This window comes from Affinirhizobium straminoryzae (genome assembly GCF_007004135.1).
In the GTDB taxonomy this organism is placed as follows: Bacteria; Pseudomonadota; Alphaproteobacteria; order Rhizobiales; family Rhizobiaceae; genus Neorhizobium; species Neorhizobium straminoryzae.
The window spans coordinates 89,686-114,116 of sequence record NZ_VJMG01000021.1 but is presented as its reverse complement, the minus strand read 5'-3'; the positions used below and the strand labels follow the sequence as shown (position 1 = coordinate 114,116).

The following is a 24,431-nucleotide window of genomic DNA, read 5'->3' as shown; positions in this document are numbered from 1 at the left end:
TACGTTCTCTTAAGCTTAATTCTACTGTCATCGCGACGTAAATCCTCTTTAGAGACTCCCGCCTCTATTCTCCTCGCATAAGCCGATGTCCTGCCACGTTTCCACGGGAACGGTCCGGGCCGGCACGAGTTGTTTGACCTTGTCATGCGGCCCGTCATGCGGCGCGCGTGCCAGGAAACCGAGTTGGTGGATATTGATGCGCGACCCCTATTCCCTCCTTGGCGTTCAGAAAGACGCAGGACCCGACGAGATCAAGGCTGCCTGGCGCTCCAAGGCCAAGACCCTGCATCCGGATCACAACCGGGACGACCCGCTGGCGAGCCGCCGCTTCGCCGAGGTAGGGCAAGCCTATGAGGTATTGAAGGATCCGGAACGTCGCCGGCGCTACGACCGCGCGCTCGAAACGCAGCAGACCATCATGCAGCAGCGCGAGGCGGCCCGTCAGGCAGAGGAACGCGCCCGCGCCGCCCGCGCCAATGCCGAACGGGTGATGGAGGAACTGGCGCGCGCCAATGCGCAGCGCGCCCAGGCCCAGAACCAGGCCCATGATCAGGGCAGCAGCGGTGCAAGCACCATGGGCCGCGATCAGGAAAGCCCCGAGGACATGATCAACCGCATCTTCGGAGCGGGCCAGGGCGCCGGACCAGCCTCCGCGCAGGCCGGCGGATCACAGTCACAGGCGCGGTCCCAGACACACTCCCAGACACCGGGCGCCTCCCAGGGCAAGGCGCGGCAGGCGCCGCCACCCCCGGAGACAACCGCCGAGACAACGGCCAGCGCCCCGGGCGGCGCGGAGGCAAAGCCTGAGACGGGCCAGACGGCACCGCAGAAGCCGCAGCCGCCGCTTCCCCTTCAGGCGATAGAACTTCTGACCGGCCTGATGCGCCGCATCCGCGGCAACCCGACGCCGCCGGAAAAGGCGCCGGACCTGCTGGCGACGGCCACCGTGTCGCTGAACGACCTGCTGCAGCTGGCGCCGGTCACCGTGTCGCTATCGGACGGACGCGATGTGCGCTTTGCCCTGGAAGCCGGCATGACCGATGGTCATGTGATCCGCCTTTCGGGTCAGGGCCTGCGCATTCCGGGCGCCCCGCGCGGCGATCTGGTGGTGACGCTGAAGGTGGCGCGCGACGAGCGCTTCCGCGTCGAGGGCTTTGACCTGCACACGGTACTGCCGATCTCTCTGGAGGACGCGGTGCTCGGCACGGAAGCCGAGGTGGAAACACCGGGCGGACGGGTGCCTGTGTCCATTCCCGCCTGGACGGGTTCGGACCAGAGCGTGCGCATCGAACGGCTCGGCCTGCATGCGAGCGCCGGCGAACGGGGCGACCTCGTGGTGGAGGTGCGCGTCATTCTCTGGGAAAAGCCGGACCCGAAGGTGATCGACCTGATGCGCCACATGCGCTATGGCCTCTTCGTGTGACGCTTTTGCGACGTTATCCAAGGTCGCGCACCCATTGTTACGGAGCCTTACAGGAGATGATCTGCGTCAAGCTTGAACGCGGGGGCGGGCTATGCCATAGGCAAAATTCGTCTAAAGTCTCAGAGGATAGAGTATGGCTCAGGCAACCGGCCTCATGGCAGGCAAACGCGGCATCATTATGGGTGTGGCGAACAATCGTTCGATCGCCTGGGGAATTGCCAAGGCCATTCATGCACAGGGCGGCGAAGTGGCGTTCACCTACCAGGGCGATGCGATCAAGAAGCGTGTCGAGCCTCTGGCAGCGGAACTCGGCGCAACGCTTGCCGGCCACTGCGATGTCAGCGACGAGGCGAGCATCGATGCCGTCTTTTCCGAGATCGAGCAGCGCTGGGGCAAGATCGACTTCCTCGTGCACGCCATCGGTTTTTCCGACAAGGACGAACTGACCGGCCGCTACATCGACACGACCCCGGAAAACTTTTCCAAGACCATGCAGATCTCGGTGTTTTCCTTCACCTCGGTCGCCCGTCGCGCCGAAAAGCTGATGACGGACGGCGGCTCCATGCTGACGCTGACCTATTACGGCGCCGAGAAGGTGATGCCGAACTATAATGTCATGGGCGTTGCCAAGGCCGCGCTCGAGGCGAGCGTGAAATATCTCGCCGTCGATCTCGGCCCGAAGAACATCCGCGTCAACGCGATCTCGGCCGGCCCCATCAAGACGCTGGCGGCTTCCGGCATCGGCGATTTCCGCTATATTCTGAAGTGGAACGAGTACAATGCGCCGCTGCGCCGCACCGTCACCATCGAGGAAGTCGGCGATGTCGGCCTCTACATGCTGTCCGATCTGTCGCGCTCGGTGACCGGCGAGGTCCACCATGCCGACAGCGGCTATCACGTCGTCGGGATGAAGGCGGTCGATGCGCCGGATATTTCCGTCGCCAAGGATTGACGCCAACCGCTGGAGCGGCCGCCGTGCTCATCTATATGATCCGTCACGGACAGACCGACTGGAATGCCGAAGGCAGGTTGCAGGGCCAGAAGGATATCGGCCTCAATGACACGGGGCGCGCCCAGGCGCGCCACAACGGCGAGACGCTGCGCACGCTGCTTGCCGATCAGGTGGAGGCCTTCGATTTCGTGGCCTCCCCTCTCTCCCGCACGCGCGAGACCATGCAGATCGCGCGAACGGCCATCGGTCTCGATCCGCTGGCCTATCGTACCGACGAGCGGCTCGTCGAACTGTCCTTCGGTGATTGGGAAGGCCATACGCTGGACGAAATCCGGGCGCTCGCACCGGAACGGCTGAAGGAGCGTTCCCGGCAGAAATGGAACTTCATTCCGCCCGGAGTCGATGCGGAAAGCTATGAAATCCTCTCCTGGCGGGTCGCGGCCTTTCTGCAGGCGGTGGAACAGCCGACCGTCTGCGTCAGCCATGGCGGCGTCATCCGCTCCGTGCTGAAACTGGTCGGCGGCTGGAACGAGCTGGACGCGGCACGCTGCGACATCCATCAGGACCGCGTGCTGATCATCGAGCGCGATCATGGCCGCGTCGAGTGGCTCTGACACGGCCGAACGAAATTCCTTTGGAATGGGATGGACTTACTGGACGATCTGCAGGTCGTCCACCACGCGGCTGCCGTCAACGATGGTGTAGAACACCACTACCTTCACGCCGGACGTCAACCCGTCGAAGTTGAATTCCTCGGGCACCTTGTAGGTCTTGCCGTCATCAAGCGTGAAGCTCAGCTTCTTCTTGTCGACCGACTTGATGGTGGCTTCGACATCCATGCTCTGGGCAACCGTCGAGAGCGGGGACAGGATGCTTGCGGTAGAAAGCAGTGCAGCGATCAGGAGGCGCATGGTGTAAGCCCTGGGCACATCAGCGAATGTTTTGTTTCGAAACATGTTTTGCCTTCCGATTATGGCGAAATTTGCCCGCCCGCGTGGCATCCGGCGTCTTATTGATGAAGACAATTTTTACGAATTGCAACCAACCGCAAGAGGCGTGCGCACAGCACCCAGGCGCAAGCAACGTCAGGCTGTTATCCCCACAGAAAATCGTCGGCAAGTTCATGTCCATCAGCGCAATCGGAAATTAACTTGCCGGCCGTAAGGATGGGGTTGATGTCTGAAAGCTTCCAGAAAAGGCCCGTCCGCTTGTTTTCCTGGCTCCTGTCGAACTGGCAAACGGACGAGACGCCGATGCGCTGGCGCAGGCCCGCCCTCATTGCGGCGGCCATCACGCTTGTTCTGACCACGGCAGGCGTCGTCTTTGATCGCTACCGCAGTGACGTCTACCAGGCGGACCTGCGGGTGGCGACGGAGCGCACCGTCAACATCCTGATCCAGCGGATGAAGAGCCGGCTGCAGGGCGACCGGCTGATCGCCGATCACCTGGCCAATCTTCTCGCGCACGCGCCAAACGTGACCCCCGGCCAGCTCGATGAGGATGTCCGCCGCGTCCTGGCAGACAACCCGCACACGCTGGCGGTCGCTCTGGCCCCGGACCGCAAGCTCGGTCGCGTGATCCTGCGCGAGGGCGCACGCACCGATCCCGCCGGCAGCTTTACACGCCTTGACCTGTCCACACTTGCCGCGCGGCTGAAGGATCCCGGTGCTGGCGGGCAGATGCTCGCCGTGTCAGGCGCCGGCGACCAGACCCTGACACTGGTCGTCCCGGTCGAGCGCAACGGTCAGCCCTGGGGCGCGCTGGCGCTCATCATCGACCAGCGGCAGTTCTTCGCCGAGGCCGGCATCGATGCCGAAACCTCGTCGGTGTCCTTCCGGGACATGCTCGCCGATGACTGGTTGCATGTGGCCGTGCGCCATGTGGATCCCGGCGGCGAAACCCTGCTGACCGGACAGCCTGACATTGCCGGCCTGGAGCCCGTTGCGTCAGCCCTTCCCGTCAACGGCGGGCGCTGGGAGGTGATGGCGGCACCGCGACAGGGCTGGGACGCAAGCCCGGCCGACCAGGTCTCCTTCCGCTGGCTGCTCGCCGCGGCCGGCCTCGGCATGATCCTGCCGGTCTTCTTCGCCAGCCTGCTGATCGGCGAGCGCAACCGCCACATCGCCATCCTGAAAAGCCGCGAGGCCAATCTGGTGGAACTGTCGCAGCGTTTCAACCTGGCCATGGAAACCTCCAGCATCGGCATCTGGGAGGTGACCGGCGACAACCATCTGACCTGGGACCAGCGCGCCGCCGCGCTCCACGAACGGCCGGACGCCCAGGATCGCAGCCGGCTGGAGGAATGGCTGCGCACCATCCACCCGGATGATGTCGATGCGGCCGAAGCCCATTTCTTCACCTGCATCTGCTCCACCACGCCCTGCACGCAGGTCTACCGCATCCGGCTGGCCGACGGCTCGCTGCGCCATCTGCGCTCGGCCGGCGCCAGCTATCGCCACGCCGATGGCAGCACGCGCACAACCGGCATCGTCTGGGATGTCACGTCCGACATCCTGATGAACCAGACGCTGGTGAGCGCCAAGGAAAACAGCGACATCAAGAATGCCGAGCTGGAACTGGCGCTGGACGAGCTGTCCAATCGCGAACACCAGCTGGAAGAACTGTCGACCCGGCTGGATCTGGCACTCGGCTCCTACAATTGCGGCATCTGGGAATCCAATCCGCACACGCGGACCGAGATCTGGGACCGGCGCATGTGCCAGCTTTACGGGCTGCCCTATACCGATGGGCACATCACAGCCGAACAGTGGATGAACCTCATTCATCCCGACGACCGCAAGCTGGCCCGGCGGATGTCCTCCCATTTCCCGGCAAAACCCTCCGGCCAGCCGCTGGTGGTGCGCGTGCCGCAGCCCGATGGCAGCATCCGCTTCGTGCGGTCCATCGGCAAGCCCTATACCCAGCGCGACGGCAGCCAGAAGCTCGTCGGCATCGCCTTCGACGTGACCGAAGACATGCTGATGCAGGAGCGGCTGAAAACCGCCAAGCTGGAGGCGGACGCCAAGAACGTCGAGCTGGAACTGGCGCGTCGCCGCATCGAGCACAATGCCCTGCACGACCCGTTGACCGGGCTCGCGAACCGCCGCAAGCTGGATCTGGAACTCGATGCGCTGTCGCTCGAAAGCCGCCAGAAGCGCCGGCAGGTTTCGCTGCTGCATCTCGATCTCGACCGCTTCAAGCAGATCAACGACACGCTGGGCCATGCGGCGGGCGATGCGATGCTGGTGCATGCCGCGCAGATCCTCACGCGCAATGTCGGCCCTCGCGATCTGGTCGCCCGCATCGGCGGCGACGAATTCGTCATTCTCGTGAACGACAATGCCGATCCCAAGGACATGGCGACGCTGGCCGGACGCATCGTCACCGAGCTGCGCCAGCCCATCGATTTCGAGGGCTTTTCCTGCCGCTGCGGCGTCTCGATCGGCATCGCCCAGGAGCGCGGCGTCCGGATCGATGCCCGCAAGATGCTGATCAATGCCGATATCGCGCTCTACCGCGCCAAGGGACAGGGCCGCAACCGCTTCGAATTCTTCACCCAGAACCTGCAGGCCGAAATCATCCGCCACAAGCAGACGGCCGACGAGATCCTTGCCGGCATCGAGGATCACCAGTTCACCGCCTGGTACCAGCCGCAATTCTGCGCCATCACGCGCCAGCTGGCCGGCGTGGAGGCGCTGATCCGCTGGAACCACCCGCAGCGCGGCGTACTGCCGCCGGATGCCTTCCTGGCCATCGCCGAAGACCTGAACGTGGCGGCCACGCTGGACCAGATCGTGCTGGAAAACGTGCTGAAGGACCAGATGCGCTGGGCCGCCGCCGGCATCCGCATCCCGCGTGTCTCCGTCAATGTCTCCTCGCGGCGGCTGAGTGACCGGACGCTGATCGACACACTGCAGACCCTGCCGATCTCGCCCGGACAGATCGCCTTCGAACTGGTGGAATCGATCTTCCTCGATGACCGCGAGGATCTGGTGACGGAGAACCTGGAGCGCATCAAGGCGCTCGGTGTCGACATCGAGATCGACGATTTCGGAACGGGCCATACCTCCATCGTCAGCCTGCTGAAGCTCAAACCCCGGCGGCTGAAGATCGACCGCCAGCTGGTGATGCCGATCCTGACGGCGCCGCAGGAGCGTGCGCTGGTGCGCTCGATCATCGAGATCGCCCGCTCGCTCGGCGTCGATACGGTGGCCGAGGGTGTGGAAACGCTGGAACATGCCACCTTGCTGCGCGAAATGGGCTGCGACCTTCTGCAGGGCTTTGCTTTCGCCAAGGCGCTGCCCTATGCGGACTTCACCGAAGCGGCCCGCAACGGCTTCAGCCGGATCGCCTGAGGCCGGCATCCGGACAAAAAGGGCTTTCCCCTCCCCCGCCTTTTCCACTATGACAAGGCCGCTCAACGTCCCGGCGGCCAGGCGTCGCCCATCGGTCAGGTCTCATGTCGCATAACACCTTCGGTCACCTTTTCCGCGTTACCACCTGGGGCGAAAGCCATGGCCCGGCGCTCGGCTGCGTCGTGGATGGCTGCCCCCCCGGCATCCGCTTCACGCTGGACGAGATCCAGGCCTATATGGACAAGCGCAAGCCCGGCCAGTCGCGTTTCGTGACGCAGCGGCGCGAGGACGATATCGTCAAGGTTCTGTCCGGCGTCATGCTGTCGGAAGACGAAACGGTGATGACCACCACCGGCACGCCGATTTCCATGCTGATCGAAAACACCGACCAGCGCTCCAAGGATTACGGCGAAATCGCCCGCCGCTACCGGCCGGGCCATGCGGATTATGCCTATGACCTGAAATACGGGATCCGCGACTATCGCGGCGGCGGCCGTTCCTCGGCGCGCGAAACGGCGGCGCGTGTGGCCGCCGGCGCGCTTGCCCGCAAGGTCATCCCCGGCGTCACCATCCGCGCCGCGCTGGTGCAGATCGGCAAGCACAAGATCAACCGCGGCAATTGGGATTGGGCGCAGGTGGAGCAGAACCCGTTCTTCTGCCCGGATGCCGCGATGGTGCCCGTATGGGAAGACTATCTCGACGGCATCCGCAAGGCCGGCTCCTCCATCGGCGCCGTGATCGAGGTGGTGGCGGAAAACGTGCCGGCCGGCCTCGGCGCGCCGATCTATGCCAAGCTCGACCAGGACATCGCCTCCCTGCTGATGTCGATCAATGCCGTGAAAGGCGTGGAGGTCGGCGAAGGCTTCGCCGCGGCCGAACTCTCCGGCGAGGAGAATGCCGACGAAATGCGCATGGGCAATGACGGCCAGCCACTGTTTCTCTCCAACCATGCCGGCGGCATTCTGGGCGGCATTTCCACCGGCCAGCCGATCACTGCCCGCTTTGCCGTGAAGCCCACCTCCTCGATCCTGACCGAGCGCCAGTCGATCGATGCGGACGGCAACAATGTGGATGTGCGCACCAAGGGCCGCCACGACCCCTGCGTCGGCATCCGCGCCGCGCCGATCGGCGAAGCCATGGTGGCCTGCGCGCTGGCCGACCACTTCCTGCGCGATCGCGGGCAGACCGGCAAGGCCCGCTGACGCCTGTCCGGGAAGGCTCCCGTCAAAACCCTGACGGGGCCGTCCGTCAGGGAACGATCATGCCACCGTGGTAATCGAGGCGATAGACCTCGCGGTCGCCGCGAAAGATGCGTTCGATGCCGATGAAGCTTGCCGGATCGCCGGTGCTCTCATCGGCATAGCGGTAACCTGCCACCTCATGCACGAAGCCGCCCAGAAAGCGCCCTTGCGCATACATCTGCGGCAGGCTGGCGCGGATGACCATTCCGGCCCTTTCGCCGTCGATCTCCAGGGGATCGAGGATGCGACCGTAATAGTTCATCGCCCAGACCGGCTCGCCCTTCCTCCAGACAACCTCCTGCCCGAGAAAATCCGTGCCGCCGAAATAGCTGTCGAGATAGGACCACTCGTCCCGCGCATGGCCGACATCATGCGATCCCGGCCGGCACGACGGCCCCGCCGCCCGACCGCCCACATAGGCCGCCGCCTTGGCCTCGACGATGAAGGCATTCAGGTCGTCCATGGCTTTCCTCCCGTTGCTGGACAGCGATGCTCAAGACAGCGCGTTTTGGGGCCACCCCCGGTCCTGCCGGGCCCCGGCGCGACACGATCAGACGACCTCGCGGCCCCTCGCCCGACCAAGACGCGCCTCTACTTCCCGATCACCATCGACATGCCGACGGAGCGCGGCGCGGTTTCGCGAAAGCCGAACTGGGCATAGAGCCGGTTGGCCGGCACGTCGGCGATCAGGCTGACATAGGCGCTGGCCGGCGCCACCTCGCGCAGGTGATCGACAAGCGCTGCCACGATGCGCTTGCCGAGTCCGCGCCCCTGGTGAGCGGGCTTGACGGCGATATCGGTGATCTGGAAGAAGCAGCCGCCATCGCCGATGATGCGCCCCATGCCGACCGTTTCCTCACCCAGCATCACGCTGACGCCGAAGACGCTGCCCTTCAGCCCGCGCTCGGCCGCCGCCTCGGAAAAGGGCGAGAGGCCGGCGGCCTTGCGCAGGCCGAGATAGGTCTCCACGGCGGGAATGCGGGCTTCGACGCGGTATTCGCTGCTGGACATGGTGTTTCCTTCTGTCGTTGGTTTCTGGGAAAAGGGCAATCGTCCGGCCTTTGCCACGACATCCCCCGCCCCTGTCTTGTCGAAAACGCTGGTTTGCCGGCCGTGGAACAGGCTCAACCCTCCCAGCCCGGCAGGTATTCGACCCGCTCCACTCCGGTGAAACGGGCCAGGCGCACAAGCTCCGCCTCCAGACGCTCCAGCCGGCTGGCGGAAGCGCGAAGGCCGGGCTCCCACCAGAGGCGCCTCACCGCAAGCGTCCCGGCCCTTCGATCCGCCTTCATGTCGATGCGGCCAACCAGACGCTCGCCCTCGATGAGCGGGAAGACGTAATAGCCGTATTGCCGCTTCGCCTCCGGCACGAAGACCTCGATCCGGTAGTTGAAGCCGAACAGGCGCTCGGCGCGGTCGCGGTCGCGCAGCAGCGGATCGAAGGGGCTCAACACCCGAAGCCTCGCCGGCGGTTCGGGTGGCGAGAGCAGGTCGGCAAGCCCCTCGACAAAGGCAAACGACGGTCGGCGACGGCCATCCACCGTCACCACCTCCACCTCTTCCAGTTCTGCGCGGTGCCGGCTGACCCAGGCCTTCGCTTCCGGCGGCGTGACCAGATCGAAGAAGGCGGAAATTTCGCCCGAGGTTGCAAAGCCGAGCCGCTGCAGCGCCTGCCGGCAGGCCCAGTCGACGAAATCCTCGTGGCTGACCTCTGCCGCAAAATGATCGGGCGGGATGACCCGTTCGGAAAGATCGTAGACCTTCTGGAAATTTTCCCGCCGGGCAATCGCCAGCTTGCCGGTGTGCCAGAGAAATTCCAGCGCCGTCTTGGACGGGTGCCAGTTCCACCAGCCGCCGGACTTGTGATCGTCCGCCTTCACATCGCGGGCCATCACCGGGCCCTGATGGCGGATACGATCATAGGTCTCGGCAAAGGCCGAATCGAAATCCCTGCCCTGCCACTTCGCCCAGTTCTCGCGGATCTTTGCCTCGCGCCGCACGAAACGATGCTTCCAGTAGGGAAAGAAGGCCGAGGGGATGACGGAGGCATCATGCGTCCAGTGTTCGAACAGGCTGCGATCCTGTTCCAGAAGCGCCGTCAGATGCTCCCGGCGATAGGTCTGGTTGCGCGAAAACAGGATCTGGTGATGGGCCCGTTCCACGATCTGGATGCTGTCGACCTGTACGAAGCCGAGATCATGGATCAGGCCCAGCAGGCCGTCACGACCAAGCTGCCGGTTTGGCGGCCGGGAAAGCCCCTGCCGCTCCAGAAACATGTGCCGGGCCTGCCGGTTTTCGATCAGAATCGCCATGATCCGAGGCTAGGTCATGTTCATCTTTTGTTCAACCGACATTCGCGCCCCCTCACGCTTTCCCGCGCCTCACCGCAGGCCGACCACCCGCTGGTCCACGGCCGTCAGCGCCCGGTCCACATGCCCGGCAAAGACGAGGGAGGATTCGTCGGTCACCACCGTCATTTTCGGCAGCCCGTTGAGGCGCACATGCAGCGACTGGCGCAAGCCCTCCTCGATGCCGGGCTGCATCAGGTCGTAGAAGCGCGTGCCGGGACCGGTGACGATGACCGGCAGGTTCTCGTGCAGGCTCAGCACCCGCGACAGGCCCTGCCCCAGCGCGAGCCCCGCCTGGCGGAAGGCGTGCTGGGCCATGCGGGTGCCCTGGCGCGCCGAGAGCGCGATCTTCTCGATTTCGGTCAATGGCACGAAGCGCGCCGGAATGGTGTTGGGCGGCACCTGGAAGGCAATCCGCAGGATGCCATAGAAGCCGGCGGTCGCCTCGATGCACCCCCTGAGGCCGCAACGGCACAGGCGGTCGTCCACCGCATTCAGCATGTGACCGAAGTTCGGCGCGCTGACGCTGAACTGGCCCTCCTCGATCCGCGCGATGCCAAGGCCGATGCTGTGACCGAGGGAGAGCGCAATCAGTCCTGCCCCGCCCTCCGCCGGCGATTCGGCCATCCGCTTGCGGGCGGCGGCGTGCGCCACCAGCAGCGTCTCGTTGCTGACGAACAGGGTGGCGGCCGGCCAGTGTTCCAGCAGTGCGGAAAACTCGACGCTGCGCTCGCCAAACACCGGTGACCAGACGAGCCGCCCCCCGTCTGCATCGACGATGCCCTTGGACGACAGCGAGATCGCCCCCACTTCCGCCGGCTCCAGCCGGGAGCGCTGGATCAGACGCGCGATCGCCTCGCCCATGTCGGACAGCAGGCTGTCCGGCGTGCCTGCAGCAATGTCGCGCGGGCGGCTGAAGCGGTCGATCATGGTGCCACCATAATCGGCAAGGCCGTAATGCAGGGCATCGGACGAAATCTGCACCGCCACTGCATGGGAAAAGCGACGCCTGCGGGCAAACAGCACGCGGGGCCGCCCGCGCCCGCCGGAGGCCGGCTGATCCTGCCGCTCGATGGCACCCAGCCGCTCCAGATCGCCGGTCACCGCCGTCACCGTGGCCGACGCAAGGCCTGTACGCTCCGAAAGCGCCGTATGTGACAGTACAGCTTCCTCCCTCAGCGCCGAAAGCACCAGCGCAAGGCTGTGCCGGCGCAGCTGTTCGGTGCCCGCGCGCTGGGCGGCGGCAGGACTGGCCGGCAGAGAGGAATAGGACGCGGCAGGCATGGTCTCGAACAGTTAGCGCTTCGTGCTGAACAGAGTGTTGACAGGGTGTAAATCATCTGCCAGTTATTTTCTCGACTGTCGAGAAAAACAATTCTCAGTTGGGATGACGGGGGTTTCGACGGTAATCGGCGGGGGGCCGGGCGGACAAGGAGGTCTGCAGCGACCCGCATTCACTCGGGAGGTAATTATGAAATCAGTTCTCAAGCTGATGGCCTGCGCGGCTGTCATCGCATCCGTTCACGCTCCGGCTTTCGCCAAGGATCTGGTGGTCGGCGTATCCTGGTCGAACTTCCAGGAAGAGCGCTGGAAGACCGACGAAGCCGCGATCAAGAAGGCTCTCGAAGCCGCCGGCGCCAAGTACATTTCCGCTGACGCACAGACCTCTGCCGCCAAGCAGCTGACCGACATCGAAAGCCTGATCTCGCAGGGCGCCAACGCGCTCATCGTTCTCGCCCAGGATTCCGGCGCCATTGGCCCGGCCATCGAAAAAGCCACTGCCGAAGGCATTCCGGTCATCGGTTATGACCGCCTGATCGAAAATCCGAAGACCTACTACATCACCTTCGACAACAAGGAAGTCGGTCGCCTGCAGGCCAAGGAAGTCTTCAAGGTCAAGCCGTCGGGCAACTACGTGTTCATCAAGGGTGGCTCCACCGACCCGAACGCCGATTTCGTCTTCTCCGGCCAGCAGGAAGTGCTGAAGGAAGCGATCGCTTCCGGCAAGGTGAAGAATGTGGGCGAATCCTACACGGATGGCTGGAAGCCGGAAATTGCCCAGAAGAACATGGAGCAGTTCCTGACCAAGAACAACAACAAGGTCGATGCGGTCGTTTCCTCGAACGACGGCATGGCCGGCGGCGTTGTGGCGGCTCTCGAAGCCCAGGGCATGGCCGGCTCCGTTCCGGTCTCGGGTCAGGACGGCGACAAGGCCGCTCTGAACCGCATCGCGCTTGGCACGCAGACGGTCTCCGTCTGGAAGGACAGCCGCGAGCTTGGCAAGAAGGCCGGTGAAGTGGCCGTGGCGCTTGCCAAGGGCACCAAGATGGAAGCCCTGCCGGGCACCGTCAAGTTCAAGGGCGGTGCCAAGGGCATCGAGATGAACTCCGTCTTCCTGACGCCGATCGCCATCACCAAGGACAATCTGAACGTGGTTCTCGACGCCGGCTGGATCTCCAAGAAGGAGCTTTGCCAGGGCGTGAAGGCCGGTTCCGTCAAGGTCTGCGGCTGACGCAATTCCAGGCGAGCACACGTCCGGACGTCGCTCCCCCTCGGGAGGACCCTCCGGACGGATCCCTCCCGCAGAAGGGCGCGGCAGGGGTTCTCTCGCCTGATTGGAAAAGACCATAAACGGCAAACTGACCGACAGTTCCGGACGTCGCAGCCTTGCTGCGGCGTTCTTCTCTGACGGCCGCTGCCGAGTAACGAGGGGAGTTCAAGGCTCATGACGGATCATACCATCGCGGTCCCCGCGACCCGCACCACGACCGGTGCGCGCGCGGCGCCGGGCAATCCGCTGAAGCGCTTTTTTCAAGCCACCGAAATCGATACCCGCCTGCTCGGCATGGTGGTGGCAATGCTGGCGATCTGGATCGGCTTCCACATCATGTCCGGCGGCCTGTTCCTGACGTCGCGCAACCTGTGGAACCTGTCCGTGCAGGCCGCCTCCGTCTCCGTCATGGCCACCGGCATGGTTCTGGTCATCGTGACGCGCAATATCGACCTGTCCGTCGGCTCGATCCTCGGCTTCGTCGGCATGATCATGGCGGTGACCCAGACGAAATTCCTGCCGGCCTGGCTCGGCTATGACCATCCGGCCAACTGGTTCCTGGCGCTTGCCGTCGGCATCGTGCTGGGCTCGGCGATCGGCGCCTTCCAGGGCATGATCATCGCCTTCCTGAACGTTCCCTCCTTCATCGTCACGCTCGGCGGCCTGCTCGTCTGGCGCGGTGCGGCCTGGATGGTGACGAGCGGCGCGACGGTTGCGCCGATGGACACCACCTTCCGCCTGATGGGCGGCGGTGCCGACGGCTCGATCGGCGCGACGGCCAGCTGGATCGTCGGCGTGATCGCCTGCCTCTTCATCGTCCTGTCGATCCTGCATTCGCGCAAGCAGCGCAAGCGTTTCGGCTTCCCGCTGAAGCCGGTCTGGGCCGAATTTGTCGTCGGCATCGTCAGCTGCGGTGTCGTCTTGGGCGCCGTCAACGTGCTGAACAGCTATTACATGCCGGTCAATCTGGCGCGCAAATATGCCGAGGACCACGGCATCGCCTGGCCGGAAAACGGGCTCGACATTCCGCTCGGCATCGCCATTCCGGTGCTGATCGCGCTTGGCATCGCAATCGTGATGACCTTCCTCACCAACCGCACGCGCTTTGGCCGCTATGTCTTTGCGATCGGCGGCAATCCGGAAGCGGCTGAACTTGCCGGCATCAAGACCCGCTGGGTCACGGTGCGGCTGTTCGCGCTGATGGGCGCGCTCTGCGCCATTGCGGCGGCCATCTCCACCGCGCGCCTCAATGCGGCGACCAATGCCCAGGGCACGCTCGACGAACTCTATACGATTGCGGCAGCCGTCATCGGCGGCACGTCGCTCGCCGGCGGTGTCGGCACCATCGCGGGCGCGGTTCTCGGCGCGCTCGTCATGCAATCCCTCAATTCCGGCATGGTGCTGCTCGGCATGGATGCGCCGCTGCAGAGCATCGTGATCGGCATGGTGCTGGTGCTGGCAGTCTGGCTCGACACCATCTATCGCGCCCGCGCTCGCTAGAAGGAGTAGGAAAGATGACCAACAACAAGACTCCTCTGGTGGAAATGCGTGACGTTTCCATCTCCTTCGGCGGGATTCATGCCGTCGACGGTGCCTCGGTCGATCTGTTCGCCGGCGAAGTCGTCGCCCTGCTCGGCCATAACGGTGCGGGCAAGTCGACGCTGATCAAGATCCTCTCCGGCGCCTATCGGCGGGATTCCGGCGATATTCTGATCAATGGCGAACAGGCCGAGATCAACAATCCGCGCGACGCCAAGAAATACGGCATCGAGACGATCTACCAGACATTGGCCGTCGCCGATAACGTCGATGCCGCCGCCAACCTCTATCTCGGCCGCGAGCTGCGCACCCCCTGGGGCACGCTGGACGACGTGGCGATGGAAGCCAAGGCACGCGAGGTGATGGGGCGGCTCAACCCCAACTTCCAGCGCTTCAAGGAGCCGGTGAAGGCGCTCTCCGGCGGTCAGCGGCAATCTGTGGCGATCGCTCGCGCGATCCTGTTCGATGCCCGCATCCTGATCATGGACGAGCCGACGGCGGCACTCGGGCCGCAGGAAACCGCGCAGGTGGGCGAACTGATCACCCAGCTGAAGCGGGAGGGCATCGGCATCTTCCTGATCAGCCACGACATCCACGACGTCTTCGATCTCGCCGACCGCGTCTTCGTGATGAAGAACGGCCGCGTGGTGGGCCATGCCCGCACCGAGGATGTGACCAAGGATGAAGTGCTCGGCATGATCATTCTCGGCAAGGTGCCGCCGGGCGCCGTGCCCGGCCCCGGCGCCATGCAGACGGCCTGACGCCAGAACGTAAAAAGGAGCGGCATCGCTGTCGCTCCTTCCTCGTCTCATGCCAGAAGATCGTTCCTCACGAGGGTTCACCGGGGGTGAACCCCAGCATGTAGATCCCCGCCACCACGATGGCGATGGCGAAGATGGTGAGAACGAAGGTGATCATGCCGCCGCGGGCCTTGGGTCCGGTATCCTGTGTCATGGCGGCAGAACGTTCGCCGGCCGCCCTTGGTTCCGCCGGTTGACGTTTACGCACCGTCCAGTGGCTCGACGCCCTGCGGCTGGCCTGCCCGGTCGAGGCGGATCTTTTCGATGCGGTTTTCGGCGGCGGACAGCAGCTTTTCGCAGTGCTTCTTCAGCGCCTCGCCGCGTTCGTAGATGGCAATCGATTCGTCGAGTGCAACGTCGCCGCGTTCCAGGCGGGCCACGATGCTTTCCAGTTCCGCCACGGCCTTTTCAAAAGTGTAGCCGCTGACGTCGTGGGCGGTAGCGCTCTCCGACATGCTTAGCCTTTCATCAGTCTGAGGATATGCAGGCCCGCCGATTCGGCGAGGCCTTCGAGATCATAGCCGCCTTCCAGCAGGCTGACGACCCGGTTGCCGGCGTATTTCCCGGCGATTTCCATCAGCCGGCCGGTGGCCCAGTCGAAATCATCGCCGACGAGGTTGATCTGCGCCAGCGGATCGCGGTGATGGGCATCGAAGCCGGCGGAAATCAGCAGCAGGTCGGGACGGAAATTGTTGAGCGCCGGCAGCACGCGGCTGGAAAAGGCCTCGCGGAAATGATCGCCGGCCGCATGCGGCGAAAGCGGCGCGTTGACCACATTGTCATGCGCCCCGGTTTCCGACAGAGCGCCGGTGCCGGGATAGAGCGGCATCTGGTGCGTGGAGCAAAACAGCACCGAGGGATCGTCCCAGAAGATATCCTGGGTGCCGTTGCCGTGGTGGACGTCCCAGTCGACGATGGCAATGCGCTCCACGCCATAGGTCTTCTGGGCGTGGCGGGCGGCAATCGCCACATTGTTGAACAGGCAGAAGCCCATGGCCTTGGCCTTTTCCGCGTGGTGGCCGGGCGGCCGCGAGGCGACGAACACATTGTCGGCCGCGCCGGCAAACACGTCGTCCACGGCGGCCATCGCGCCGCCGACGGCCGTCAGCGCCGCCTGCAGGCTCTTCTGGCTCACATGCGTATCGGCCTCGATCTGGCGGATCAGATCCTCCTCCTCGGGGATTTCGCGCATCACGGAGAACAGATGGCTTTCGGGATGGGCAAGCGTCACCGCATCCTCGTTGGCCTGCGGGGCCTCCCTGCGGTCCAGCCGGTCGAAATTCGGATGCTCCAGTGCGAGCGCCAGCGAACGCAGCCGGTCGGCGCGTTCCGGATGGCCCTCCGGCGTGTTGTGTTCGAGGAAGATCTTATGCTCGTAAAGACGGGTGGTCATTCCTCAGGGCTCCTGCCACGGTCACACGCACACTGCCCTGCGGAAATGGCGCAAAAACCGGCACTTTTCAAGGCACTTCACCAGGGCGCGGCTTGTTCGGGACGCCCCGCTCGTCTTAAATGCGAGGCGAGCGCAACAGGCATGGGAGACGATGTGAGCGACGAGACGATCCACAGGTTCCGCGTGGGCTTCCGCGACGTGGGCATGCGCGGCGAAATGCACAGTTTCGCCTATATCTCCTATGCGGAGGAGGCGCTCGCCGATTTCTGGGCCGCGCATGCGCCGGACATGCCCCTGCCCGCCTTCGGCGTTTCCCGGGTCGGCTGCCAGCTGCACAGGGCGCTGCAGGTGGGCGAGACGGTGACGACCGCCGTGCGTGTCAGCAAGATCGGCGGCAAGACCGCCGGCTTCTCGATCCTGATGGAACGCGGCACCGAACTGGTCGCCGAAGCCGAAATCGTCTGGGCCGCCTGCAACCCGGACACAGGCGAGCCGATCCCGCTTCCCGAAGACCTGCGCGACTGGCTCTACAAGTATCTCGAGTGACGAGGCATCAGGCCGACTGAAGGTCCAGCACAAGCTCTGGATGCCGGTCCAGAAGCTTCATGAGTTGCACGGTCGGCCCGCTCGGTTCCGCGATACCGCGTTCGTACTTGTCGAAGGCGCTCTCGCCCACCTTCAGCAGCAGGCCGGCCTCCCGCTGGGAGAGCTTCAGCTTCAGCCGAAAATTGCGAATGGTTGCGGGCGCCGGAATGCCGTCCACCCGCTCCTTCAGCAGCCGCAGGGCATCGTCCGTCACCTTCATGTCGTCTCCGACATGAACGCCCTCGCCGTTTCCTTCCGGATAATAGCCCGGCAGATCGACGGTCAGGCTCTCGCCCTTGTAACGAACGGTGAAAGGACGCACGTCTCGCCGCAGTGTCTCGCCCGTGTCCGGGGCGATCATGACGTCGCGTCTGTGCGTGTCCGATGCAGTCATGTCATGTCTCCTTGAAGGACATCACCTTGAATTCGGTGACCACGTCATCCTGAAACTTCACATAGAGGACGAGGTCGCGCGCTGGCACATGGTAGACATCCTGCCACTGGCGATGATCCCGGTAGGTGGTCATCGATTTGTAGAACATCGAAGCCTCGATGCCGTTGATCGTCTCGACGATGGCGTGACGATCAAACCCCAGCGCGAGCGCATCCCGCAGCGCGGAACCGGTCATTGCCAACGTCTCGACCGAGCCGATGGCAGCCTTGATGCGTGACAGCGCGTAAGTCGGCTTTTTCTTCTCCACGACAGTAAAATGCCACCTTAAAGGTGGCATTTCAAGAGAGCTTTGAGCAGCAATCCCGTCCGCTCACGCCCGCTGCGGCAGAAGCGGATAGCCGACCATCACGGCGCGTGCGGCAAGCGTGGCGATGGCGGCCTTCAGAAGATCGGCAGGCAGGAAGGCGAGCGAGCCGGCGGCGACCTTGGCAAAGGGCGTGCCGGCCACCAGTGAGACGACCGGCATGCCGATCGCATAGACCACAGCGATGCCGCCGATGACGCTGGCGAGGAAGAAGCCGGCCATCTGCACGAGGCCGGACTGGCCCTCACGCACGAAGCGCTCGGCAAGCAGGCCGGTGACGAAGGCGCCCAGCACCCAGCCGACAATATAGCCTGCGGTCGGGCCCATCAGCACGCCGAGGCCGCCGCGCCCGCCAGACAGAACCGGCAGGCCGATCGCCACCAGAACCACCAGCAGCGCATAGGCAACCGCGCCGCGGCGCGCGCCGATGATGCAGCCGGCCAGCATGACGCCCATGGACTGCGCGGTGATCGGCACCGGAATGAAGCCGAGCGTGACCGGCGGAATGAGGCCGAGCACGATGATGATGGCGGTAAACAGCGCCGCAAGAACCAGATCCCTGGTGGTCATGGAATTTCTCCCCAAAAGAGACAGCCTGTGAGACCCCTCGATCCGTCGCGATCCTGCCGCTCGCAGACGACGCATGCCGGTGCCCCCTCATGCCTGCAAGCCGCGCTTTGCGTTTGCATCCTGCCTTACTGGCCGCGAATGCCGCGCGCGTCAATCGCCTCGGCAATGCTGTCGGCATCGCGCAAGGTGGAAATGATCAGCGGCGCGAGCATGCGGTGCAGTTTCACCGGAAGCCCGCGGGCACGATGCGCCTCCTTCAGGGCCGCGTGGCGGGCAGCGATCTCCGGCACGAAGCGCAGCACGAGGCCGACCGCCAGCCCGACATCGCTGGCTTTCAGGAGACCGAGACCTTCCAGCGGCAGGCACAGGCGGGTCAGAACGGCCATCACATCCGCCAGCGCCGTGCTGGCCGTCACGCTCGCCGCCAGAAACAGGATGGCGAGCAGCCGCAGCGTCGAGGAAAGTGCCTCCTCCGGCGAAACCAGCACGACATTCAAAAGACCGAACAGGCCGATGGTGATCAGCACCGGCCGCACCCGCCGCAGCGCTTCACCAGCCGAAAGCCCGAGCCGAAGATAGAGCGTGCCCGTGAGGATGGCCGCCAGGGCCAGCGGCAGGGCGCTTTGCACGAAGAACAGCGCCAAACTTGCCAGCGCCAGCGCCGCAAGCTTCAGGCCTGCCGGCAGGCGGTGCATCAACGTGTTTCCCGCCACATGCAGGCTGTTCAGCATGCGGCAATCTCTCGATAGCGGGCTATGGCATCGACACCCGCACCATCGAAGGCAAGCGCGCCCTCGTGAAACACCAGCACCCGGGAAAAATCGCGGACCAGATCGAGATCGTGACTGATGACAATCGCCTGCTCCTCCAGAGCCTCGATCGCCGCCTTGACCCGCGCGCGGTTTCTGAGATCGAGCTGGTTGGTCGGTTCGTCGAACAGGATGAGTTTCGGGCGGTTCACCACGACGGCGGCGAGCGCGGCCAGTTGCAACTGGCCGCCGGACAGTTCATGCGGGCGACGCGACGCCAGATCCGTAAGGCCGAAGCGGGCCAGCGCCGCCTCCACCCTCTCCTCCAGGTCCCTGCCCTTCAGACCGCGGCTCAGCGGCCCGAGCGCGATATCATCGCGGATGATCGGCAGGATGATCTGATGGCCGGGATTCTGGAAGATGAAACCGGTCACAGCAATCACCGCCTTCTCGTCGGCCACGGTATCGAGCCCGTCCAGCGTCACGCGCCCGCGTGTCGGTTTGGCAAGTCCGTTGACGAGGCGGGCAAAGCTTGTCTTGCCCGACCCGTTGAGGCCGATCACGCCGATGCGGGGCTCGTGGAGCGACAGCGACAGCGGCTTCAGCGCCACCACCGGCCCGTAGCTGAGTTCCGCCTGATCGAAGAGGATGTGCACGTGCTGCCGTTCCGGTTCCGTCGTGAGCCTTGTTACCGCGCCCGGAGCGTGCCGGCCAGACGGTGGATATGCTCGGCACCGATGCCGCAGCAGCCGCCGATCATCGAGGCGCCGGCCTCTGCCCAGGTGCAGGCGAAGCGGGAATAGACATCGCTGGTCAGGTCCTTGCGGGTATCGTGCAGCCCTTCATTGGCGGCACTCTCGTCCGTATCGCTCTCGAAGGCATTCGCATAGACGCCGATCGGCAGCGACACGCCCGTGTCGCGGAAGACAGCGGAGGCCACGCGCACCGCTGCCTCCATCACTTCCGGACGGGCGCAGTTGAACATCAGCGCCGATGCGCCGGAGGTCGCCGCCCAGGCAGCGGCATCCGCCACCTGTTCGCCGGAGCGCAGTTTCGGCGTGGCTCCCGCCACCTGCGCCGCATCGTCGGCCAGCGTGAAGGAGATCCAGAAGGGTTTTCCGGTTTTCGCCACGGCAATGCGCACGGCCTCGCCCTCGGCGATCAGCGACAGCGTTTCGCCAAGCCATACATCGACGAAGGGACCCAGATTGTCGACCAGCAACGAAAGATAATCCTGCACGCGGGCGGGATCGAAATTTTCCGGCTCGTAGGATCCGAAGATCGGCGGCAGGCCGCCCGCCACCGTCACCGGCCGCCCCGCCGCATCGGCCGCCTCGCGCGCCAGCCGGCCGGAGAGCGCAATGAGGGAGGCGCCGTCTGTCGCAAACCGTTCCTCGCCGATATGGAAGGGCACCAGCGCATAGGAATTGGTGGTGATGACATCGGCACCGGCCGCGATAAATTCCGCGTGCACCTGGCGCACGATCTCCGGCGCGTTGATCAGCGCCAGCGCCGACCATTCCGGCTGCTTCAGCTCGGCCCCCAGCCGCACCAGTTCACGGCTCATGCCGCCATCGAGAATGACAAGATCGCCCATGTCCAACGTCCTTTCCTCCGGTCGCTCCGGTGGCGATAGCGCATCGGCGCGGCAAGCGGAACAGGTTTTTGGGGCAGATGCCGGTTACGGACCGGTTTGCCGATTGTCGTTCGATGGCCTGAAACGACAAGGGCCGGCAGCGCATATCCGCTGCCGGCCCCAGCAATCTCAATGGACGCACCCCTGTCGATCAATGATCAGTTCCAGCGGTCCTTGCCATTGGCCTTTTTCGGCTTGCCCTTGCCGGCAGGGGATTTGGCGGGCTTGGCGCCATCCTTGAAGGACGGCTTGCCATCCTTCTTGAAGGGCTTGTCGCGGAACGGTCGCTCGCCGGCCGGCTTGTCGCCGTAAGCTTTTTCGCCATACGGCCTGTCGCCGTAGGACTTCTCGCCGTAGCTTTTCTCGCCCTGGGGCCGATCGCTGCGGGCCGGCTTGTCGCGGAAGGGCTTGTCGAAGCTTTTTGCCGGGCGGGCATCATCGCCCGCATAGGCGGCCTTCGCCTTCGGCTTGCCCTTGCCCCAGTCGTCACGGGCACGGTCCTCGCGACCGCCTTCGCGCGGGGCATCGTTGAACTCGCGGCGCGGCGGACGGTCCTCGAAGCTGCGCTTTTCAAAGCTGCGCGGCTCGGCCTGACGGGTCAGATCCGGCACGCCATCCAGCACCGTCACCCGCACGCCGCGTTCCAGCATGCGGTTGGGGCCGATCGCGCCAAGGAAGGTATCGGCCACGTCGGCGGACAGTTCCACATAGGTTTCCGTCTGCTGCATCTTGATCGCGCCAATACCGGCCTTGGTGATGCTGCCATTGCGGCAAAGCATGGGAATCAGCCAGCGCGGCTCGGCATTCTGCTTGCGGCCGACGGACAGCGACAGCCAGATGGCCGGGCCGAAATCGCCGCGCGGCGTGCGCGGGGTGGAGGGGAAGCTTTCGACGGCCTCGCCGCGGAAATCGGCACGGTCATTGGCCCGCTCGCGCGGCTTGCGGGGCTGATCGACGAACACCTCGAGCAGATCTTCCGGCGCGGCATTGTTGTTGCGGTGCAGGTTGACGAAGGCGGCGGCCAGCTTTTCGGCACCGTAGCTTTCCACCAGACGCGCGACCAGATCCTGCTCCTCCTCGCGCACCTCCTCGGCAAACACGGGATCGGAGAGAAGGCGCTCCTGATCGCGGGCGATCACCTCTTCGGCCGAAGGCGGACGCACCCAGGCGGGCGTCACATTGGCGCCGCCGAGCAGGCGTTCGGCCTTGCGGCGCTGGTTGACCGGCACGATGAAGGCGCTGATGCCCTTGTTGCCGGCGCGGCCGGTGCGGCCCGAACGGTGCAGCAGGGTTTCAGGATTGGTCGGCAGATCGGCATGGATGACGAGTTCGAGGCCCGGAAGATCGATGCCGCGGGCGGCGACGTCGGTGGCGATGCAGACGCGGGCGCGGCCATCGCGCATGGCCTGCAGCGCATGGGTGCGCTCGTTCTGCGTCAATTCGCCCGACAGCGCCACCACGGAGAAATTGCGGTTGCTGAGGCGCGCCGTCAGGTGGTTCACATTGGCGCGCGTGGAGCAGAACACGATGGCATTCTTCGCCTCGTAGTAGCGCAGCACGTTGACGATGGCGTTCTCGCGATCCGACGGCGCCACCAGCAGGGCGCGATATTCGATATCAGCATGCTGCTTTTCTTCCGATGCCACCTCGATGCGCACGGCATCGCGCTGATACTGCCTGGCAAGCTTGGCAATGCCGGCGGGAACGGTGGCGGAGAACATCAGCGTGCGACGATCATCCGGCGCCTGCTCGAGGATGTATTCGAGATCCTCGCGGAAGCCGAGATCAAGCATCTCGTCGGCCTCGTCCAGAACAGCGACGCGCACTTGCGACATGTCGAGCGCGTTGCGGCGGATATGGTCGCAGATGCGGCCGGGCGTGCCTACGACGATATGGGCCCCGCGCTCCAGCATGCGTCGTTCGGTGCGGATATCCATGCCGCCGACGCAGCTGGCAATCACCGCGCCCGTCATCTCGTAAAGCCATTCGAATTCGCGCTTCACCTGAAGGGCAAGCTCGCGGGTCGGCGCGATCACCAGCGCCAGCGGCGCCTCGGCGCGGCCAAAGCGCTCGGCGCCATCCGGCAGCAGCGTGGAGGCCATCGTCATCCCGAAGGCAACGGTCTTGCCGGAGCCGGTCTTGGCAGAAACCAGCGCATCGGCATCGGCAAGCTTCGGGTCGAGCATTGCCTGCTGCACCGGCGTCAGGGTCTCATAGCCGCGTTTCGACAACGCCTTGGCAATCGCCGGAACGGCGTTATTCAGTTCGGACATACATAAGGTCTTTCGGAGTATGGCGCATTTTCGCGCGGGGGGCCGCGGCGGAACGCGGCGGATATGGTGCGTGCTGTAGCGATTTGCGGCGCAAATGTCAAAGCGGAAGCCTTGTGCGGCTCAGCCGGTGCGGCACAGGGTAAATGGACAAGACAGGGCGGGTTGACCTTGGAATGCTGCCTGCACACATCTCCACACAACAGACAGTGTGGCCCCACCAACAGGAGAAACGCGCAATGTCCTTCTTTCCCGGCAACGATCCGGAGGCGGGTGATGCCTTTGCCTGTGACGCCATCGAGAACCTGATCATTCCGCGTTCCAGCGATATCGGCGGCTTTGCCGTGCGCCGCGCACTGCCGACCCGGCAGCGGCGCCTGGTCGGCCCCTTCATCTTCTTCGACCGCATGGGACCGGCCATCCTGAAAGCCGGCGAGGCGCTGGACGTGAAGCCGCATCCGCATATCGGGCTCTCCACCGTGACCTACCTGTTCGATGGCGAGATCAAGCACCGCGACAGCCTGGGCACCGAACTCGTCATCCGCCCCGGCGACGTGAACCTGATGACGGCCGGGCGCGGCATCGTGCATTCGGAACGCACGCCGGAAAACCTGCGCGGCCACCCGCTCTCCATGTCCGGCCTGCAGACCTGGCTGGCGCTGCCTGATGACAAGGAGGAAATCGATCCGGCCTTTGCCCACACGGCCAAGGAGGCCATGCCGGTCATCGATCTCGCCGGCATTTCCGGGCGCGTGGTGATGGGCTCGCTCGATGGTGTCACCTCGCCGGTGGCAACCTTCACCGACACGCTCTATGCCGATCTCGCGCTTGCCGCCGGCCGGCGGTTTCCCTTTTCCGCCCTGCATGAGGAACGCGCGATCTACATTCTCTCCGGCTCGCTGATCGTGGCCGGCGACCGCTTTGCGGCCGACCAGCTGCTGGCATTCCGGCCGGGCGACGAGATCACGCTGGAAGGCGGGCCGGAGGGCTGCCACTTGATGCTGTTCGGGGGCGCGGCACTGAATTCGAAGCGCTACATCTGGTGGAATTTCGTCTCCTCCTCGAAGGAGCGCATCGAGCAGGCCAAGGAAGAGTGGCGCACCGCCCGTTTCGACATCGTGCCGGGCGATGAAGACGAGTTCGTGCCTTTGCCTTGAGGGGGGAATTGCTATAGAAGCGCGGCTTCGTGACACTTGAAATGGCCGCGTTTCTGCTCATCTTGAGGGAGACAAAGGCTCCGACGAGAGCAGAAAAGGCATCA

The 24,431-nt window shown here is 64.6% G+C and carries 25 protein-coding genes; 10 read left to right on the top strand and 15 right to left on the bottom strand.

The genetic code is table 11. The features are described 5' to 3' along the window. The first annotated feature begins 196 nt into the window (after nt 1-196). The 3 genes from FNA46_RS09475 (at nt 197) to FNA46_RS09465 (ending at nt 2,989) form a co-directional block, all read left to right on the top strand. Entirely contained in the window at nt 197-1,423 is a 1,227-nt protein-coding gene (locus FNA46_RS09475; protein WP_143124943.1) for a DnaJ C-terminal domain-containing protein, read from the top strand. 133 nt (nt 1,424-1,556) lie between these two features. Next, entirely contained in the window at nt 1,557-2,375 is an 819-nt protein-coding gene (fabI, locus tag FNA46_RS09470; RefSeq protein ID WP_143124942.1) for an enoyl-ACP reductase FabI, read from the top strand. A gap of 23 nt (nt 2,376-2,398) precedes the next feature. After that, nucleotides 2,399-2,989 carry a histidine phosphatase family protein gene (locus tag FNA46_RS09465; RefSeq protein WP_143124941.1) on the top strand — a complete coding sequence of 197 codons (591 nt, stop codon included), beginning with the start codon at nt 2,399-2,401 and terminating at the stop codon, nt 2,987-2,989. Between the two features lie 36 nt (nt 2,990-3,025). Here FNA46_RS09465 and FNA46_RS09460 read toward each other — a convergent pair whose 3' ends face one another. After that, nucleotides 3,026-3,286: a DUF1344 domain-containing protein gene (locus FNA46_RS09460; RefSeq protein WP_143124940.1), complete on the bottom strand. Its 261-nt coding sequence runs from the start codon at nt 3,284-3,286 to the stop codon at nt 3,026-3,028. A gap of 264 nt (nt 3,287-3,550) precedes the next feature. On the opposite strand from FNA46_RS09460, the gene FNA46_RS09455 reads away from it, so the two are divergent. Further along, entirely contained in the window at nt 3,551-6,730 is a 3,180-nt protein-coding gene (locus FNA46_RS09455) for a bifunctional diguanylate cyclase/phosphodiesterase (RefSeq protein ID WP_246102972.1), read from the top strand. A gap of 104 nt (nt 6,731-6,834) precedes the next feature. After that, a complete protein-coding gene (gene aroC, locus FNA46_RS09450; protein WP_143124939.1) occupies nt 6,835-7,932 on the top strand; it encodes a chorismate synthase in 1,098 nt (365 codons plus the stop codon). A gap of 46 nt (nt 7,933-7,978) precedes the next feature. Here the strand turns inward: aroC and FNA46_RS09445 are convergent, their stop codons facing one another. The 4 genes from FNA46_RS09445 to FNA46_RS09430 form a co-directional block, all read right to left on the bottom strand. Next, nucleotides 7,979-8,434 (bottom strand): DUF5680 domain-containing protein, encoded by a 456-nt coding sequence (locus FNA46_RS09445; protein WP_143124938.1) that lies wholly within the window; start codon nt 8,432-8,434, stop codon nt 7,979-7,981. 128 nt (nt 8,435-8,562) lie between these two features. Next, on the bottom strand, nt 8,563-8,982 hold the full coding sequence (locus tag FNA46_RS09440; protein ID WP_143124937.1) for a GNAT family N-acetyltransferase: 420 nt from the start codon (nt 8,980-8,982) through the stop codon (nt 8,563-8,565). A gap of 113 nt (nt 8,983-9,095) precedes the next feature. Then, complete coding sequence (locus FNA46_RS09435) at nt 9,096-10,283, bottom strand: winged helix-turn-helix domain-containing protein (RefSeq protein WP_143124936.1); 1,188 nt, start codon at nt 10,281-10,283, stop codon at nt 9,096-9,098. A gap of 69 nt (nt 10,284-10,352) precedes the next feature. Beyond that, nucleotides 10,353-11,603 carry an ROK family transcriptional regulator gene (locus FNA46_RS09430; protein WP_143124935.1) on the bottom strand — a complete coding sequence of 417 codons (1,251 nt, stop codon included), beginning with the start codon at nt 11,601-11,603 and terminating at the stop codon, nt 10,353-10,355. 187 nt (nt 11,604-11,790) lie between these two features. Between FNA46_RS09430 and xylF the strand changes: the two genes are divergently transcribed. The 3 genes from xylF to FNA46_RS09415 all read left to right on the top strand — a co-directional run bounded on the left by xylF (nt 11,791) and on the right by FNA46_RS09415 (nt 15,170). Beyond that, entirely contained in the window at nt 11,791-12,831 is a 1,041-nt protein-coding gene (gene xylF, locus FNA46_RS09425) for a D-xylose ABC transporter substrate-binding protein (RefSeq protein ID WP_143124934.1), read from the top strand. 213 nt (nt 12,832-13,044) lie between these two features. After that, nucleotides 13,045-14,370 (top strand): sugar ABC transporter permease, encoded by a 1,326-nt coding sequence (locus FNA46_RS09420; protein ID WP_143124933.1) that lies wholly within the window; start codon nt 13,045-13,047, stop codon nt 14,368-14,370. Nucleotides 14,371-14,384: 14 nt separating this feature from the next. Further along, nucleotides 14,385-15,170 (top strand): ATP-binding cassette domain-containing protein, encoded by a 786-nt coding sequence (locus tag FNA46_RS09415; protein ID WP_143124932.1) that lies wholly within the window; start codon nt 14,385-14,387, stop codon nt 15,168-15,170. Nucleotides 15,171-15,237: 67 nt separating this feature from the next. Here FNA46_RS09415 and FNA46_RS26525 read toward each other — a convergent pair whose 3' ends face one another. Genes FNA46_RS26525 through FNA46_RS09405 form a run of 3 tightly spaced genes read right to left on the bottom strand, consistent with a single transcriptional unit; the run spans nt 15,238 to nt 16,602 of the window. Further along, nucleotides 15,238-15,363 carry a hypothetical protein gene (locus FNA46_RS26525; protein WP_280177821.1) on the bottom strand — a complete coding sequence of 42 codons (126 nt, stop codon included), beginning with the start codon at nt 15,361-15,363 and terminating at the stop codon, nt 15,238-15,240. 46 nt (nt 15,364-15,409) lie between these two features. Next, entirely contained in the window at nt 15,410-15,664 is a 255-nt protein-coding gene (locus FNA46_RS09410) for an exodeoxyribonuclease VII small subunit (RefSeq protein ID WP_143124931.1), read from the bottom strand. A 2-nt stretch (nt 15,665-15,666) separates the two neighbouring features. After that, nucleotides 15,667-16,602 carry a histone deacetylase family protein gene (locus FNA46_RS09405; RefSeq protein ID WP_143124930.1) on the bottom strand — a complete coding sequence of 312 codons (936 nt, stop codon included), beginning with the start codon at nt 16,600-16,602 and terminating at the stop codon, nt 15,667-15,669. Between the two features lie 153 nt (nt 16,603-16,755). Between FNA46_RS09405 and FNA46_RS09400 the strand changes: the two genes are divergently transcribed. Further along, nucleotides 16,756-17,148 carry an acyl-CoA thioesterase gene (locus tag FNA46_RS09400; RefSeq protein WP_244617855.1) on the top strand — a complete coding sequence of 131 codons (393 nt, stop codon included), beginning with the start codon at nt 16,756-16,758 and terminating at the stop codon, nt 17,146-17,148. A 7-nt stretch (nt 17,149-17,155) separates the two neighbouring features. Here FNA46_RS09400 and FNA46_RS09395 read toward each other — a convergent pair whose 3' ends face one another. The 7 genes from FNA46_RS09395 to FNA46_RS09365 all read right to left on the bottom strand — a co-directional run bounded on the left by FNA46_RS09395 (nt 17,156) and on the right by FNA46_RS09365 (nt 23,173). Beyond that, nucleotides 17,156-17,581 (bottom strand): type II toxin-antitoxin system MqsA family antitoxin, encoded by a 426-nt coding sequence (locus FNA46_RS09395; RefSeq protein WP_244617856.1) that lies wholly within the window; start codon nt 17,579-17,581, stop codon nt 17,156-17,158. 1 nt (nt 17,582) lies between these two features. Further along, nucleotides 17,583-17,888 (bottom strand): type II toxin-antitoxin system MqsR family toxin, encoded by a 306-nt coding sequence (locus FNA46_RS09390; RefSeq protein ID WP_143124929.1) that lies wholly within the window; start codon nt 17,886-17,888, stop codon nt 17,583-17,585. 63 nt (nt 17,889-17,951) lie between these two features. After that, nucleotides 17,952-18,515, bottom strand: a complete 564-nt coding sequence (locus tag FNA46_RS09385) for a biotin transporter BioY (RefSeq protein WP_143124928.1) — start codon at nt 18,513-18,515, stop codon at nt 17,952-17,954. Between the two features lie 125 nt (nt 18,516-18,640). Continuing rightward, nucleotides 18,641-19,246 carry a CbiQ family ECF transporter T component gene (locus FNA46_RS09380; protein ID WP_143124927.1) on the bottom strand — a complete coding sequence of 202 codons (606 nt, stop codon included), beginning with the start codon at nt 19,244-19,246 and terminating at the stop codon, nt 18,641-18,643. Then, nucleotides 19,240-19,920: an energy-coupling factor ABC transporter ATP-binding protein gene (locus tag FNA46_RS09375; RefSeq protein ID WP_143124926.1), complete on the bottom strand. Its 681-nt coding sequence runs from the start codon at nt 19,918-19,920 to the stop codon at nt 19,240-19,242. Before FNA46_RS09375 ends, FNA46_RS09380 begins: the two co-directional genes overlap by 7 nt. 32 nt (nt 19,921-19,952) lie before the next feature. Beyond that, entirely contained in the window at nt 19,953-20,861 is a 909-nt protein-coding gene (locus tag FNA46_RS09370) for a homocysteine S-methyltransferase family protein (RefSeq protein WP_143124925.1), read from the bottom strand. 197 nt (nt 20,862-21,058) lie between these two features. Continuing rightward, a complete protein-coding gene (locus tag FNA46_RS09365; protein ID WP_143124924.1) occupies nt 21,059-23,173 on the bottom strand; it encodes a DEAD/DEAH box helicase in 2,115 nt (704 codons plus the stop codon). Nucleotides 23,174-23,409: 236 nt separating this feature from the next. On the opposite strand from FNA46_RS09365, the gene FNA46_RS09360 reads away from it, so the two are divergent. Further along, nucleotides 23,410-24,327, top strand: a complete 918-nt coding sequence (locus FNA46_RS09360; RefSeq protein ID WP_143124923.1) for a pirin family protein — start codon at nt 23,410-23,412, stop codon at nt 24,325-24,327. Nucleotides 24,328-24,431: the final 104 nt, after the last annotated feature.